Annotated in this window: 14 protein-coding genes; 4 read left to right on the top strand and 10 right to left on the bottom strand. The window is 46.0% G+C overall.

The window, feature by feature from the left end; translation table 11 throughout:
* Both LCF41_RS02815 and LCF41_RS02810 read right to left on the bottom strand, forming a co-directional pair.
* On the bottom strand, window positions 1-2,010 hold the full coding sequence (locus LCF41_RS02815) for a DEAD/DEAH box helicase (RefSeq protein WP_225086798.1): 2,010 nt from the start codon (window positions 2,008-2,010) through the stop codon (window positions 1-3).
* A complete protein-coding gene (locus LCF41_RS02810) occupies window positions 2,003-4,618 on the bottom strand; it encodes a class I SAM-dependent DNA methyltransferase (protein ID WP_225086797.1) in 2,616 nt (871 codons plus the stop codon). The genes LCF41_RS02815 and LCF41_RS02810 overlap by 8 nt, the downstream gene beginning before the upstream one ends.
* 77 nt (window positions 4,619-4,695) lie before the next feature.
* Between LCF41_RS02810 and LCF41_RS02805 the strand changes: the two genes are divergently transcribed.
* Both LCF41_RS02805 and LCF41_RS02800 read left to right on the top strand, forming a co-directional pair.
* On the top strand, window positions 4,696-4,833 hold the full coding sequence (locus tag LCF41_RS02805) for a hypothetical protein (RefSeq protein WP_225086796.1): 138 nt from the start codon (window positions 4,696-4,698) through the stop codon (window positions 4,831-4,833).
* A gap of 40 nt (window positions 4,834-4,873) precedes the next feature.
* Window positions 4,874-5,443: a recombinase family protein gene (locus tag LCF41_RS02800; protein WP_015854719.1), complete on the top strand. Its 570-nt coding sequence runs from the start codon at window positions 4,874-4,876 to the stop codon at window positions 5,441-5,443.
* A 699-nt stretch (window positions 5,444-6,142) separates the two neighbouring features.
* On the opposite strand, the gene LCF41_RS02795 is transcribed toward LCF41_RS02800, so the two are convergent.
* The 7 genes from LCF41_RS02795 to LCF41_RS22395 all read right to left on the bottom strand — a co-directional run bounded on the left by LCF41_RS02795 (window position 6,143) and on the right by LCF41_RS22395 (window position 11,882).
* Window positions 6,143-7,105, bottom strand: coding sequence for a restriction endonuclease subunit S (locus LCF41_RS02795; protein WP_250160547.1), 963 nt, complete (start codon window positions 7,103-7,105; stop codon window positions 6,143-6,145).
* The gene (locus LCF41_RS02790; RefSeq protein WP_225086795.1) at window positions 7,092-8,987 is read right to left on the bottom strand and encodes an HsdM family class I SAM-dependent methyltransferase; all 1,896 of its coding nucleotides are present in this window, start codon (window positions 8,985-8,987) and stop codon (window positions 7,092-7,094) included. Before LCF41_RS02790 ends, LCF41_RS02795 begins: the two co-directional genes overlap by 14 nt.
* Window positions 8,988-9,239: 252 nt before the next feature.
* Window positions 9,240-10,364 carry a site-specific integrase gene (locus tag LCF41_RS02785; RefSeq protein WP_225086794.1) on the bottom strand — a complete coding sequence of 375 codons (1,125 nt, stop codon included), beginning with the start codon at window positions 10,362-10,364 and terminating at the stop codon, window positions 9,240-9,242.
* A 117-nt stretch (window positions 10,365-10,481) separates the two neighbouring features.
* On the bottom strand, window positions 10,482-10,706 hold the full coding sequence (locus LCF41_RS02780; protein ID WP_225088088.1) for a type II toxin-antitoxin system TacA family antitoxin: 225 nt from the start codon (window positions 10,704-10,706) through the stop codon (window positions 10,482-10,484).
* Window positions 10,707-11,027: 321 nt separating this feature from the next.
* Window positions 11,028-11,237 (bottom strand): helix-turn-helix domain-containing protein, encoded by a 210-nt coding sequence (locus LCF41_RS02775; protein ID WP_225086793.1) that lies wholly within the window; start codon window positions 11,235-11,237, stop codon window positions 11,028-11,030.
* A complete protein-coding gene (locus LCF41_RS02770; protein ID WP_225086792.1) occupies window positions 11,234-11,695 on the bottom strand; it encodes a hypothetical protein in 462 nt (153 codons plus the stop codon). The genes LCF41_RS02775 and LCF41_RS02770 overlap by 4 nt, the downstream gene beginning before the upstream one ends.
* The gene (locus tag LCF41_RS22395; protein WP_431191559.1) at window positions 11,646-11,882 is read right to left on the bottom strand and encodes an ash family protein; all 237 of its coding nucleotides are present in this window, start codon (window positions 11,880-11,882) and stop codon (window positions 11,646-11,648) included. Before LCF41_RS22395 ends, LCF41_RS02770 begins: the two co-directional genes overlap by 50 nt.
* 274 nt (window positions 11,883-12,156) lie before the next feature.
* Here LCF41_RS22395 and LCF41_RS02760 point away from each other — a divergent pair, with 274 nt between their 5' ends.
* Both LCF41_RS02760 and LCF41_RS02755 read left to right on the top strand, forming a co-directional pair.
* Entirely contained in the window at window positions 12,157-12,939 is a 783-nt protein-coding gene (locus tag LCF41_RS02760; RefSeq protein ID WP_225086791.1) for a type IV toxin-antitoxin system AbiEi family antitoxin domain-containing protein, read from the top strand.
* Window positions 12,926-13,855: a nucleotidyl transferase AbiEii/AbiGii toxin family protein gene (locus tag LCF41_RS02755; protein WP_225088086.1), complete on the top strand. Its 930-nt coding sequence runs from the start codon at window positions 12,926-12,928 to the stop codon at window positions 13,853-13,855. Before LCF41_RS02760 ends, LCF41_RS02755 begins: the two co-directional genes overlap by 14 nt.
* A gap of 307 nt (window positions 13,856-14,162) precedes the next feature.
* Here LCF41_RS02755 and LCF41_RS02750 read toward each other — a convergent pair whose 3' ends face one another.
* Window positions 14,163-15,065 (bottom strand): LysR family transcriptional regulator, encoded by a 903-nt coding sequence (locus tag LCF41_RS02750; RefSeq protein ID WP_225086790.1) that lies wholly within the window; start codon window positions 15,063-15,065, stop codon window positions 14,163-14,165.
* Window positions 15,066-15,098 lie beyond the last annotated feature (33 nt).

The raw sequence follows: 15,098 nt of genomic DNA, 5'->3' as shown, positions 1-15,098 counted from the left end.
TTACTGCTCCTGATTAGCCAACTTCTGTTGCTTCATTTTGCGGATAAAGGCGAGCGCTTCGGCATAACGCTTCTCAATCGGATCACTGGCATTCAGCGACGGCTCTCTCTGTTGCTCTCGGGTGAACTGCTTGATCTTAGGCCAAAGTATAATTGCTTCTTCTTCAGAGACCTGCGATCGGCTGGCACTTACCGCTTCCTGAATGGTTTTCAGCATAGGCGCAGTTACCGATTTAGAGAGAATTTCATAAGCACCATGGAACGGATTAACCGCATCTATCAGATCTATATCCAGATTATCAATACAGATGAACTTTTCACCCATCTTCAGGAACTGCTTACCTGCGACACTGTTTACTGACTCTTCTTCAGCGCCATTCGCCATATCCACATTGGCATCCTGCGGCAGGTCTTCCCAATCAACCACGCCCCCTTTCTGAGTGATCAACATACTTTGTAATACTCCTATGCGTACCTGTTCCTGCTCTTCGTCGGTCAAATCTGGGTAAAGCGTCTGAATCACAGCAGGCAAAGCCACTTGAGTGAAAGTTTCGGGGGGGGTGGTTTCACTAATTGTCTCTTTGACCAACTGTTCGTTAGCCATCAGAGTGGCCATAATTTCGTTCTTGTCGCTGTTCAAAATATCCAACACTTTCGGGGATACTGGTGAGGTTGCGGAATCATCTACGAGCAGAGTATTGGGTGGCAGTGGCTGACCGTCCCATTGAGAACGAGGCTTAAACTGGATGTTGGGAGCGAGGATCTGCTCCATCAATAACGATGTGGTGATCGCCTTAAGCATATTGTTGACCGATGCCCTCACATCATCATCCTGTGCATCGGGTTGAGCGATGAGATTGGTAAACTGAGCATGCGGTTTTCCCGTACAATCTCGGGTCGCACGGCCAATAATCTGCACAATTTCTGTCAGAGAGCTGCGATAGCCAATCGTCAACACATGCTCACAGTAAGGCCAGTCAAACCCTTCTTTCGCCATGCCTAAGGCGATAATGATGTCCATGTCATCCGCCGCTTTGATATTACGTAAATACGCCTGGATTTTGGATCGTTCGTTAGGATTATCATCAACCAGATTGGCTAATTTGAGCTCACAGCCATTTTTTCCCGCAATATAATAAACCCCAGTCAGAGGATCGCGTTTTATCACGCTGCCAATCACATCAAGGATAGCATCAACCTCTCCATATTTATCTTTGGTCGATTCACCGGAATTAACATTCGGGATATGAATAATCGTTTTTTTGCTGGTATCGAGTACCGTGGGCAATGCATCAATATAACGCCCCTGATAAAAATGATAACCAATACCCAGAGATTTAAGATATTGATAGCCATTCAACTGCTCGTAATAGGTGTATGTCACCTTAGTGAACAGCGCTTCATCCTCAGGCAACAGGATCGGCACGGTATCGCCTCGGAAATATGATCCGGTCATGGCAACGATATGCGCACTCGATTTTTTTATGAGCTCATCAATAAGATTACCAAGCCGATTATCACCATCGGCAGAAACATGGTGAAACTCATCAATAGCCACCAGGCAATTATCGAAATCTGTTACCACTAATTTATCAAAGGCAAAACGCAAGGTCGCATGAGTACATATCAGGATACGTTCCTTGCCATGCATAAAGCGTTGGAAAGCCTGAACCTTACCCGCTTCCCCTCCATCCACACACAAATTATTCTCGGATGTAACACGCCAGTCAGCAAAAAAACCTTGTTCGGTTAAACAGGTGTCCTGAAAAGAGCCGCCGATAGACTTTTCTGGGACGGCGACAATCGCTTTTTGCACGCTCTGATTTTCCAGTTTATCCAGCCCCAGAAACATTAATGCACGCGATTTCCCCGAAGCTGGAGGAGCCTTGATCAACAAATACTGGCTGTTGCGTTCAGCAAAAGCTCGGGCCTGCATTTCACGCATTCCCATCGAATTAAGGCCGGTACTCTGCCCCGTCTGACTATACTCAACGTGCAATAAATTATTCATTATGGATTCCTGCGTTGGCCGGTGTTGTGGTCTTTCTTGGTTTAGCCTGAGTTGCTGTCAGTTTATGTGTCAGTGCTTCATAGCGTGCCAACAGGCAGCTTAAGCGGTCGGCTGCATCTTTGAATGGGCGCTCACGGTAAAGTCGATCCACCGCGGTATCGAGGGCCTGATGGGTGGTTAACAGCTTTTGCGGCATCTTGTCAGGATCATAGAGTTCAGCCAGCGTATGTCCGGGAAACTCTTCTCGGATTAAAATCACGTCTTCGGCAAGTATCTCGATTTCTTTGCGCTGTGTTGCGGTAACGTCAGGCCAGGGGAAGGGGTTGTAAACTACTGAAGCAGAATAGCGATAGTCACTTTTCAACCTACCAGCAACCAGTCTCATCCAGTCGTTATGCATTAACGAAGAAAGTATTCCGAATTCGTATAACGTGCCGTTAGGGATAATATAATTTGCATTTGTTGAAATTACTTCTGCATTAAAAAAACCAAGAGGAACATAAGTGCGACGCTCCGATGACACACTGGGAATCAAGATATAGTTATCCGGGTTATTTAAGTCCCGAAATTGATGTGGCCGCTCTGCCATTTTTTGCGCACCTTTATCAGGACTTTTTCTACGTGTTTCCGCTACACGCTGAACGCGCTGATAAACAAATGGCATTGTCTGAAGCTCGTCATCCGTTATCCCTACCAGCCACAAACACCAACGTTCTTTACTATTTAAATACTCATCAGCCCCCAGTAACTTTTTAATCCAGCGTTCAGCCTTGGGTTCTTTTTTTAGTAATTCATCCCGTTCCAACCGACTTAACAATAAGTGACCACCATCGGTCGGTTTATTGCCAAATAATAAAAATGACACCCCATTAACTAACGATTTATTATGTGAACAAACAGTAACGTGATTACCTTCAACCAAATACGGACTGATATTACTGACCTGCTTACAATGCCACTCTCCATCAACTCTCTGATATAATTTTCGTGTTTTTGATTGAGTTGATAACCCGATGATAATTACGTGAACAGCCGCTTTATCACGGGCATTGTTCACCCATGGAAAAGTTGGATAAGCAAAATGAATATTCAGCCCGAGGGAAAAAATTGGCGGCCACAGTGTCGCAACCTGCTCTCCCTGACAAATGGAATTGGTTGCTACCAGAGCCAGCTCAGCACGTGAATTTTGAATATATTGCGCCCCTTTCCAGAACCAGCAAGCAACAAAATCTAAGGTTCCTAACGCTTTGAAGTCGCTAAATACAGCCTGCATATCAGCACGTTGCTCATCTGAACGTCCCAGTGTTCCTAAAAAGGGCGGATTACCGATTACATAAACTTCGTCATCAGCTTGTTTAGGACAGACCTTGTGCCAGTCAAGACACAAACTATTGCCACTATGAATATTACCGCTTTCACGTAACGGCAATGCCGGTAGCGCAAAACCAAATGCTTTTTCCCACTGACTATTCACCTGGTGCTCTGCCAGCCAGAGGGATAACCGAGCAATCTGGCTGGCGAAGTCATCAATCTCAATGCCGTAAAACTGTGACAGGTGAAGACCGCTCATTGAAAATGTTTGAGGTTCCAGCTCACGCAGAGCTTCAATCACTTCAATTTCCAGATTGCGTAACGCTTTGTAGGCCACAATCAGGAAATTACCGGATCCACATGCAGGATCGAATACTTTGATCTTGCCGAGTCGCACCAGTAACGCTTTAAGCCCCTTGGCATTGTTACGTTGTTTATCCAGTTCAACGCGTAACGGATCAAGAAACAGGGGCTGAATCACCTTCATGATATTGCGATATGAAGTGTAGTGCTGCCCTAAGCGGCTGCGCTGTTCCACATCAATCACAGCCTGGAACATGCTGCCGAAAATGTCTGGGTTAATCTCACTCCAGTTCATGGTTCCGCATTCGAGTAAGATCTTGCGCCCTTTTTTGCGCAGTTCGGGAACCGGTTCATCGCTGGCAAACAATCCACCATTTACATACGGAAATGCTGCAAGATGGGCGGGTAGCCTTTGCCGCTGCGGGCTGTCAGGCTTCTCATCTAACACACCAAATAACTGATAAAGAAATGAATCCAGATCGCTGCCATCTTCTTCGGTAAAACTTTTGACAGCAGACGTGAACTGGGCGAGGGCAAAAATACCGGTGTCTTCGGCAAAAAGGCAAAATAACAAGCGAGTCAGGAAGACGTTAAGGGCATGGATATCTTCCGACTTACTGAGGTCATTGTGGACTCGGATGAGGTCAAACAATCTCCCCATCTTCTCGGCGGCCTTCACATCAGCAGGGTTTTCACTGCTGATAATGGCTTTCTCAAGGCCCACTAACGGCAAAAAGAAACCATAGTTGCTATGTAACTCGTCCATTTCAATGTCGAGCCGCTCTTTACTTGCGGTATCCCAAGCCAGAAAGCGAGTAAAATCAGTGATCAACACGAAGCGGATCTTATTTTTAGCTATCGCTGGGTCATCAATGCACTGATTTAGCAGAGTCTCAAGCTCTTCTCCTTCCGCAGCAGACTGAAACCAGAGTTTATTCTTGATACCGACCTGACCAGGCTCTTTAGCGATGTTACGGCTACTGCCCTGACGCACCTGTGTAATCGTTGGTTTACCTACAAGCGGTATATAGTTATGGCAAAAAACAAGTTATGCATTCTGAAGGATCATGTATGGCAGTGAATCAGGCGAGGATTTTCGAGCAGCTTGAACAGATAACCCACGAGCTGAATCGTGATGAATTTATTTATGGTTTTATGGCCGCTTTTGATTTTCCTAAATCAACAATTATGCAGATGAGCGTTATCTAGCGATCTGGCATTCTCCGTGCTTTTAGCAGGAGGAAATGGCGTGTTAATAGGCTATGTCAGGGTATCAACAAATGACCAAAACACCGATTTACAACGCGAAGCGTTGGAACGGCTAGGATGTGAACAGATATTTGAAGAGAAAATCAGTGGGACTACAGAGAAAAAACCGAAACTCAATAGTGCTCTGAAGGCATTACAGGCGGGGGATACGCTCGCGGTGTGGAAACTGGATCGATTGGGACGAAGCATGAGACAACTTGTCAAATTAATGGACACGTTGCAACAACGCGGGATTCATTTTCGTAGCGTAACCGACTCCATAGATACCGCCACGCCAATGGGAAGGTTTGTTTTTCACATTATGGGGGCGATGGCTGAAATGGAACGAGAACTTATTGTCGAACGAACCCGCGCAGGTTTGGCTGCCGCTAGGGCTAAAGGACGCATAGGCGGACGCAGGCCCAAGCTAACGCCGGAGCAATGGGCGCAAGCCGGACATCTTCTGGCTAATGGCGTCCCGCGCCAGCAGGTGGCACTGATTTATGACGTAGCAGTAGATACCTTATATCGAAAATTCCCCGTCGGCAGAAAACTGAGGGCCAAGACATAACGTTGAAAAGATCAAGTAATCTACTGAATAGAGCCCGTACATAGATTTGTGTAATTGCCTGATTTTGATATGTTCTATTCAACATCAAAACAGGTTGGTTTATGGAAGAAAACAGTCACGGAATGGGCTAACGAACTGGCCCAAAATCCCAAAACCCTTGAGGTTCTAAGCCAGTTCGATAGCTTGCTGAGGAAAATTAGCGTAAAAGCGGCTATACGCAGATCCGCCGCAGTTGGCAGGCAAACTGAACGAATATGTCCACCTTCTTTGCTTATCTAAAGGGTATCCGCAAGGTGATCTGTGAGCGTCCAGTGGACTCGTATTGGTAACAAAACTCTGCTGCCCTCATTCAATAAAACGAACCTGAGGTAAAATAGCGTCGTTTAAAACCCGGTGATATCTGCTCTCAAAGGCTCGCTGATTTGCCGCACTTCTTCATCGCCCCCTCCCCTCTCAGACATTGAAGGAAGTGGGGTAACCACTCGAAAGCGATCCTCACAGGCTGGTGGATCATTGGTGATCATCTGAAGAAAATGATACAACCGAAGCAATATTAACAATGCGATCCGGGATCGCCAAATGATTACCCACATACCCACCAACAAAGTCGGCTCGACACTCGCAGACCGTTCCGTTCGCCTGCTCTTTTGGTGAACACTGACTTATTTTCCCGTGGATATGTGGATAACAGTACAGAAGTTATAGCTGTGAGCTGTAAGGTAGTGAATTAATCAACGTCTCCATATATGTCCAATCAGGTGTACCCATTACTGTAACCGGCAATTTAATCGTCGATTCTCGCATTCGGTCCATATGCCATTTTCTGCCATAGCTAAATCGGTATTTTTCCATGCGGATGATAGTGCAAATAAAAATCGCAATTGCTGGTGTTAAATTAAAATCTTTAGGATAAAGAACATTAACATCATCCGTAGCCCAATAAGGCTCTGGCTGATAAAATGCTTCGGCCACTGAGCCATTATAGCTAACGCTAATCGTCCCTCCATCATGAATAGGATCCTGCCCTATTTGGGCTGTCACTCCATTATTTGCATCAGACGCACCAACATAAGGTATGCGTCCCATTATCATATTCGCTTTGGTCAGGCGCTTTCCTTTTCTAATATCAAATAGTTCACCGAGAACAAACACCCCAAAATGTTCAGCATCTATATCCTCCGTTAATATTCTATTAGCGGGAGAGCAGACATCATTTTTATTAGCTAACATCACATTACCAACCCAATCAGGAATAATATCGGGAAGTATTATCTGCTTTAACCGGTCCCCTTTTGGTTTACGTCCATAAGAGAATTTATAGCGATTCATTGTAATACACCTGGAATAATAAATTTTCTCATTCAAGGTCATGTTTTTTTTAGGAAGTAAAACAGCGACATCACTGTTGCAAGAAAATTTAAAACCAGACACATAAGAATAACTGTGGCTACCTTCCCCATTGGTTGAAACAAATAACGTTTCTTCCGGGTAAATGTTTTTTTCTCCAACAAGGGATTCACTCACCCACCCAGAAATAGTCCGTTGCTGAGTACTTGATGGTCTTAGATAAGGTATGGTTCCTGGTGCAGGATAGGTGTAGATTTTCAATCCAGAACTGACAATACCGTTGCGAATTTCAAACAGTTCCTCAATCTTCATCATCCACTCCATCTTCCTGAGTCACCGCATGCGCTTCCAGCATCAGATTATATAAAACATATTTTTTAACTTCTTTCTCAAACAGTTCTTTTGTTAACACCGAGTAATCTGTCTCAATATATGCTTCAGCGCACCATTCATCCGAATAAGTGACAGACTGCATCACACTTTCGCCGGGGTGTATTTCACGATTACGATACATCGCAACCCAGCGGTCACGAATTTCAGACCAGCGATGATTAATATCTATGCGCCCTTTATGTTTGGTTTTGACAAAACCATCGTCTCGCCAATAGCCAAACCATGTTTTCCGGTTTGAAGATTCATGAGGCTGACCTGCAATCCATACCATAATACAAGTAACAACACCCACTGAATTAAACAACTCTGGCGGCATCGACATCACAGCATCAAGTGTATGATGTTTAAGTAACTCCTCCCTCACCGGATTAAGAGAAATCGCACAGGACATCGGAACAATAGCAATACCGATAGAACCAGGTTGAAGGCAATTCAGCATCTGCTTCACAAAATACAGTTCATGCAGTTCCGCATCACTTTTTGATTGTGCATAAGGAGGGTTTAGCATTCCGACATTAGGCTTCATGTATTTTACAGAGCGAATAATGACATCATCAAAACAACTGGCTTGATGCAGGTTGGCTTTGCCATCACCACGGAGGATCATATTGGAAGCAGCCAGCGCAAACATTTTTGGGCTATTTTCTATTCCTATCAGCCTATTACGACGAATATCCTGGCGTTGAGCTTCTGTCACCGCCTTTTTCAGCATGTGTTGCATGGCAGAAATTAAAAAACCGCCCGTGCCAGCGCATATATCTAGAACCCGTGACTCGGGCCCGACATTCGCGAGCAAAGAGAATAACTCTGCGATGTGTCCAGGTGTGAGTACAATACCCAGCGCTTTTTTATCACCGGCAGTGTACTTTAAGAACTCGCCATAAAACTGACCAACAACATCGAAATCATGATAGATGTTGATATACGGCCATACATTTTCACAAATCCGCCGAATAATCTCTTTAAATACTCCACCTGGATACTCTTTTACCGTTCTACTATCAGGGCGTCCCAGATTGGGGTGCACTGCTATAGAGGTGTACGGCTGCAACATCGTGTCTTTTTTCGCCTGGGGTATCTCTGCTTTATCCAGTTCTTTTTTAATCGCCCCCAGCCAAGCATCTTGCAGTTCCCCTGCAGGTAGACTGTCAAATGTCTTCATGAATGTGGCATTCATTAGTGCGATTAACGTTCCACTAACCAACAAAGGCTTATCTTCTTCAGAAACTTTAGCTTTAGTCCAGATGAGTTCATGAAGTTCCCGAGAGAAGGCGAGCAGATCAGTATGGCGTTTTTTTGCAACATCGGGGTCAAAAGAAGCCAGTCGGTAATAATCATCAAACGGAAGCAGCTCCATCACTGGAGCACCTGATTCATTGGTAAGAATTTTCGTTTCTGATGTTCCGGCGGGAACCAAGAAACTGGAAATTTTCATTGAACTACGTGTTTCACCACTGACTGCAACAGCAACAACGGTATAGTCCTTTGCCAGATGTTTGGCATAGTGCAAAACACCATCGACAGCAAATTCAACAGGCTTATTCCTACCCTGACTTTCGTGCTTTTTCACATCGTGTTTACACTCAAAAACGATAAGAAACGCCGTATCTTGCAGGTTAGAAATAATAAATTCAGGGTAGCCTGTATTTCCTTTTGCATTTTTGCTTGCTTTAGATAACAACGTTTTAACTCTGGATATTTCAGATTTTTGCTCTTCAATGCTGATCCCGTTGTCTGCTTTATAGTAACCAAGCTCCCTTAACGTATCTCGAACCAATCCTTCAGTTACTCGCTCATTTGCCATACTGATAATCCGGTGTGTTTTAGTGATTGTTGTACGTTATATATGGATGTTACGGATCATTGATTCGATTGCAAAACTTAATTTATCACTTCAGAAAGAAGGTGCCTGCTGATTCTGCCTGATGCCGCACCGGATTATCAGTGTGATATGTAAAACACGTCGTCTGGATAGACAGTCTGGTTAGTCGAGATTCCCGACATAAAAAATGACGATATTTAGCTCAACATCGTCATCTAAAAGTTATCTACATCGCTACAGTGGGCTGATAAGAACCCTATCAACTGAATTGACTGAGATAGCGCCGGGTGGCGGAAGTCTCTTACCATTTTTCGCTGCTATAGCCTGAAATCGAAGTAATTCCACAGAGGCAATTTTCAGGGCATCATCATGCGTTGAAGCCGTCACTGACAGGTTATCAAGATCGGAGAATTTCAGCGTAACCGTTGTATCATCGACATCAATATCCGCTGGGTAAGGAACAAAGATGGATGCTAGTTTTTTAGCCTGTTTCTTATGTGCATCCAGTTTGCTCACGAGGTGTGTTGCACGAAGGTGGGTATAGCGTTTCAACATATTCATTGATTTATGACCTGATATAGTCGCCACTTCCATAACATTTAACGTTCCCAGTTCAAAGAATCGGCTGATTGCCTCATGTCTGAGATCGTGAAAATGTAGATCGTCGATAGCCAGAGCCTTCAAAGCCACACGCCATGCGCTTTTAAAGCCACTCGACGTGTAGCTAAAGATATAGCCATTCTCATGATGTGGCCGTTCACCTAGACCACACAGAATTTGCCGTGCTTTTGATGATAATGGAACGTCTCGCGATGTCCCATTTTTCGTCAAAGGCAAATGGGCAACGCCGAGGCGAAGATCGGTATATTCCCATCTCAACGACAAAATTTCACCTTGCCGCATTCCCGTTTCCAATGCGATCTGAAAAATAGCCAATAATTCAGGATTTTTATCTTTGAAGTATCTGGTTAGCTGTCGTTCTTCCTGAGTGGTTAACCTTCGGGTACGGCCTGACGATACGGTAGGCTTGCGAACATTTTCAACAGGGTTTATAGAGCATGTGCCCCACTCAACTTTTGCCAGATTATAAAGCGCCGATAACAATGCTAATTCCAGTCGTACCGTATTCGCACTTATCGGCTTTTGCGTTCTGGCGTTAAATTCCGATAATCTATTATCTCTATATTCTGCAATGTCTATGGATGAAATTTCATCCATATTTCTATTAGCCAAACGCGAACGCTTGATAACATTGATTCGATAGAACTCCTGCAATTGTCCTCGTTTATATCGCGAAACCGTGGAAAAATACTTATCCAACGCTTTACTTAACAGTATCTTTTTTATACGTTTTTTCACTACTATTGTCTTCCCTATTGGTCAAAGGGAAAGACAATACAACAAATTAGAGAGCGCATTTAGGTCTCTGCTCGCATGAACCTTACAATGCGGCGTGGGGTGGCTCAGGGGCTGAGCTCATTTTTTCTGTTCCCACGGTGCAAGTGTTTGCATGGTGTTGCAAAGTGAGGCATTTGGTGCAGGAGGCTGATCCAATCGTGTAAGAAACTCTTGGTAAGCATCGGGATCTGTCATGATGATGCGCTGATCGATCAACGCTTCCTCAGTAACGGCTTTTTCATCGGGCTCGGTACGTAAATTTAATGCCACACGTTTATCAGAAACGTCTTTTTCTGCCGGCATAATGTCATCCACCAACCTTCTCTTCGGTAGAGTAATTATACAGCTCAAGTTGGGCTTATCTCATTATGATTTACAGGTGATATAGGGAATCGAACCGACGGAACGAACCGGACGTTTTTCGCATATATGGAACCCATCATTCTGATCTATCTATGAAAACACGGGTCAACATACGGGTCTTGACAACAGCCACGATTAAAATTTATGCTACATTTCAACTTAATAGAAAGCTGAATGTTCCCGAGTCCGGGCACCACTAATTTAAAGAACCCGCCCAAAAGGCGGGTTTTTGCTTTTGGGCAGGCTTTGAGTTGCGTTCGGTTATTCGCTATAGCGTGACGGCCAGACATGTTCAGGTGATGAGCCTAATGCTTCCGCAATCAGCCGTTCACCTTTAGGCCAGTGCCTTTTCAGCGCATTGGACAACGTGGAAGAAGCCAGCCCGGCGTTACGTGAAACCGCCGACAGTGATGTCCCCCGCTTTTTCAGTGCCGCAATAATATCGGCGGGATGCCAGTCTTGCTCATTCATTCGACCACCTCATCAATCAACGTCACGCCGTCTGCGGTACGAACCCAACGCGGTGCTTTCAGCCCAGCGGTAAAAGAGCGCACCAGTTCCCCCAGCAACACCGTTAACGGGTGTGAAATCCCCTGCGGCAGCACGTAACCCACCATCAGTTGAGCCAGCGCAAAGCTGTAGTCACAGAGCAGTTCGGAATCGTGTTCAGCACAAGGAGAATCCGCAGGCCGCGTATTCACCGTGAGGCGTTCGGTCAGATGTAGCGGAATCGGCTCATTCAGTGTGGGCCTCAGCAGTGCAAGACAAGCCGCCAGCCTGTCACACAGCGCCAGCTTTAACGCTGGGTCGTGGGTTTCCGTCAAGGTTTCGGCGAGGCGTTCGCAGTGGTCGGCCAGCGTGATGAAATCCGTTTTGGCGCTAAAAGAAACGGTAAGTAATGGGTGAGTGTGGGTAGTTCTCGTAGCCATAAGGCAGCCTCCGATGAGTAGGGATATCACCACCACCGAAGAGACCAATCTTGCGGGTGGTGGACTGAACGGAGTTGGTCTTACCGGCCTCATCGGACACCGGCGCACCTTTCGGTGCCCCCGCCCAGCCCACCATTGAGATGTAGCCGTGCGTACGACATAAAAAAAAGACGCTGGCGCGTCCTATGTCGCCGATGAAGTATTTCAGGAGACCAATCCCGGCACCTGATTTTGCAGGTGCGGGTAAACGATAGCGCCATCGGCAATGCGTCGCAAGGGGTTTAAACCGATCGAATACATTTGCCCTTACTTGCCCGTTCCCACCTGATGTTTATATTTTTCACAAAATGTCGATTTAAAATCGACATATCATAAAATAATTAAACTCAATCTTGTTATGCAGAACGGATGAACCTAAGATGGTTTAATAATTTTCAAAATTGTCTAGTCAGAGGCGACATTTGACAAATTATCTAAACTGGATGATGCAAAACACGCTGCCCGGTCAGGTGTTGCTCCAATCATGGCTTACCCGCAACGGCATAGATCGTAAGCTCTCTTACGTCTATGTCCAAAACGGTTGGCTCAGGCGGATCGCGCACGGCGTTTACTGCCGGACGGGCCGAGAACCGGATTGGGTAGATGCGGTTTATTGCCTGCAAACCCAATGGGAAAAACCTGTACGGGTGGCAGGGCTGACCAGCCTTGCGCTACAGGGCTATTCCCACTATACCGAACTGGGTAAACCTCAAATCTGGCTCACGCTCCCGGCGTACATTACGCTACCGGGGTGGTTCGCCGCCTTTGAAAAATCCGCCACCTTTGTCGTTATCTACACATCAGGCCTGTCGGTTGATGTGATGCCATTCACTACAGAACTAAAAATCGGCGATCGGCGGCTGACTGGCAGTGTTCCAGAACTTGCCGCGTATGAAATCGCCAGCGGCGTTCCCACACAAATATCATTTGAGCATGCCGATGCATTGTTTCAGGGTCTACACCTTCTCAGCCCGCGAAAATTACAGGCACTGCTCTGCGCCAGTCATTCAGTAAAAACCAACCGGGTGATGCTCTACCTTGCCCAGCGTAACGGACATCCTTATTTTCAGTATCTTGATAAAAGTGGTATAGAAATAGGCGCTGGAAAGCGGCAAATTGTCCCCGGCGGCTGGCTGGAACCGGATTACCAAATCACCGTTCCCAGGGAATTTAAATCGAAAGGAATCGAAGATAGATCAGCGTGATATTTATGCCCGACAGGTCAAGCTGTTAATGACCTCCCTGCCGTATGTGGCGAAAGAACCCTGCTTCGCGCTGAAAGGCGGCACAGCAATTAATTTATTTGTGCAGGATTTTCCTCGTCTATCGGTAGATATCGATCTGGTTTATCAAACCTTCATAGATCGTGATACCGATCTAATCGCTATTGACGATGCATTGATGCGTATTACGGAATCGCTGAACGGCAGGCCGGGGATCACAGCGATCCGGCAGGAGAATAAAGCCGATGAAAAACGCATCATCGTTAACACCGTTGATGCGCAGATAAAGATTGAAGTCAGCCCGGTTTGGCGTGGATTGCTGTTACCTCCAGCAGAAATGCCGATATGCGAGCAGGTGGAAATGGAATTCGGCTTTACCATCATGAATGTCGTTTCACTGGCAGATCTTTACGGCGGTAAAATCTGCGCCGCGCTCGATCGCCAGCATCCACGCGATCTGTTTGATGTGCTAAATATGCTGGAGAAACCGGGCCTCACACGTGAGCTCTTTGATGGCTTTCTTTGTTATCTGGCTGGTCATCCCCGTCCCATCGCCGAACTACTGGCACCAAACTGGGACATTGCACGGATCGCTACACTGTACCAACAGGAATTTTCGGGTATGGCGCAGCATGAAACGTCGCTGGAATCGCTTTTGTCGGTAACGACTTTACTGCCGCAAGCATTGAAATCTCATTTTACCGCTCAGGATAAACAGTTTTTACTGGGCTATAAGCAAAACACTCCTGACTGGTCGCTATATCGCTATCCTGATATTCAACATCTTCCCGCTATTCGCTGGAAACAGCGTAATTTATCAGCCTTACATGCTAAAAATCCGGCCAAATTTAGCGCAGCGGTAGGCAAGCTTGAGAAGGTTCTGGAACAGTGCTTTTAGTTAGGGCTCAGAGGAACTGGATTTAGCCGTGATGTTTAATCATCTCAACTGACGTCTGGACGACATCTCAAAAAACAATAAAAAATGTCAGTAAAATCAATGTGTTTATCACAATCACTTCAATGAATCATCTCGAAACACCTGTTCCAAAATGTGGATTTTTAGCCCTGTTATGTGTGGAACTACTCCACACATAACGACACTACTGACCGCTAAAACACCGTATTCTTGTGAAAAAATAAAAAACCAGCCTGGCACCGAGCCTACCTTTAACTCTATTCACCCAGAAAATCACCTCGCCCTCGTCTTAAATCTCAGCTTCTAAAAACGCGATAAATGCTCTTACCTTTGAATTCAGTGCCGAACGTTCGTTGACACAGGCATAAATATTCATCGGTAAAGACTCTATGCGGTTATTATTGCTGTGGTCTGAGCAGAACAAAGGCGTGAGTTTGCCACTGTCTATCAACGGCTGGGCAACAAAGCTTGCCAGACGGGTAACGCCGCCTCCGTTTGCGGCTATTTTTGCAATGATATCAATATCATCACTGATGAATTTAGGGTTGAGCTTCACGTTAACAGGTTGCCCGTTGACCATAAACGTCCAGGGAAGAAAACGCCCATCAGTGGGATAGCGGAAAACCAGACAGGCGTGCTGGCTAAGTTCTTCGGGAGTCTGAGGGGTGCCCGCGCGATCCAGATAAGCCTGGGCTGCGCAGAATACAAAGGGCAGCGATGCGATTTTTCTGGCAATCAGTTGATCGTTCAGCTGTGCCTCGATGCGGATGCTGACGTCAACGCCTTCCAACCGATGATTGACGTTGCGATCGGTACTAATCAGTTCGATATCAATATCGGGGAAAGACGCTTTGAAAGCCGGCATCAGTGGAGCGATAACGTACCGACCAAACGCGGCAGTCGTCGCGATGCAAAGCGGACCTTGCAGTTTGGTTTCACTCGCAGCAGCCTGTGAGGCGAGTTCGATATCATGTGGGATATGACGGACTTTCTCGAAATAACGTTTACCGTTTTCGGTTAATGTCATGCTACGGGTGGTGCGCGATATCAGGCGCACGCCCAAATGTGTCTCAAGCCGGGAAAGGCTCTGGCTTACCGCCGCCGGACTCATACCTTTAGCACGTGCCGCCGCGGCGATACTGCCGTTCTCCACCACGCGGATAAAATTGCTAATCAGCCCTAACACATCCATATTACCCTCAATGCCTGATTCGTTACTTTTATT

Origin of the sequence: Pectobacterium colocasium, assembly GCF_020181655.1 — a bacterium.
Taxonomy (GTDB): Bacteria; Pseudomonadota; Gammaproteobacteria; order Enterobacterales; family Enterobacteriaceae; genus Pectobacterium; species Pectobacterium colocasium.
This window is presented reverse-complemented; position numbering and strand designations above follow the sequence as displayed.

What these genes read in the sequence shown, in the direction of transcription:
- LCF41_RS02815 (WP_225086798.1), bottom strand. Translation starts at nt 2,010, where the DNA reads ATGAATAATTTATTGCACGTTGAGTATAGTCAGACGGGGCAGAGTACC.
- LCF41_RS02805 (WP_225086796.1), top strand. Translation starts at nt 4,696, where the DNA reads ATGGCAGTGAATCAGGCGAGGATTTTCGAGCAGCTTGAACAGATAACC.
- LCF41_RS02795 (WP_250160547.1), bottom strand. Translation starts at nt 7,105, where the DNA reads ATGATGAAGATTGAGGAACTGTTTGAAATTCGCAACGGTATTGTCAGT.
- LCF41_RS02790 (WP_225086795.1), bottom strand. Translation starts at nt 8,987, where the DNA reads ATGGCAAATGAGCGAGTAACTGAAGGATTGGTTCGAGATACGTTAAGG.
- LCF41_RS02780 (WP_225088088.1), bottom strand. Translation starts at nt 10,706, where the DNA reads ATGCCGGCAGAAAAAGACGTTTCTGATAAACGTGTGGCATTAAATTTA.
- LCF41_RS02775 (WP_225086793.1), bottom strand. Translation starts at nt 11,237, where the DNA reads ATGAATGAGCAAGACTGGCATCCCGCCGATATTATTGCGGCACTGAAA.
- LCF41_RS02770 (WP_225086792.1), bottom strand. Translation starts at nt 11,695, where the DNA reads ATGGCTACGAGAACTACCCACACTCACCCATTACTTACCGTTTCTTTT.
- LCF41_RS02750 (WP_225086790.1), bottom strand. Translation starts at nt 15,065, where the DNA reads ATGGATGTGTTAGGGCTGATTAGCAATTTTATCCGCGTGGTGGAGAAC.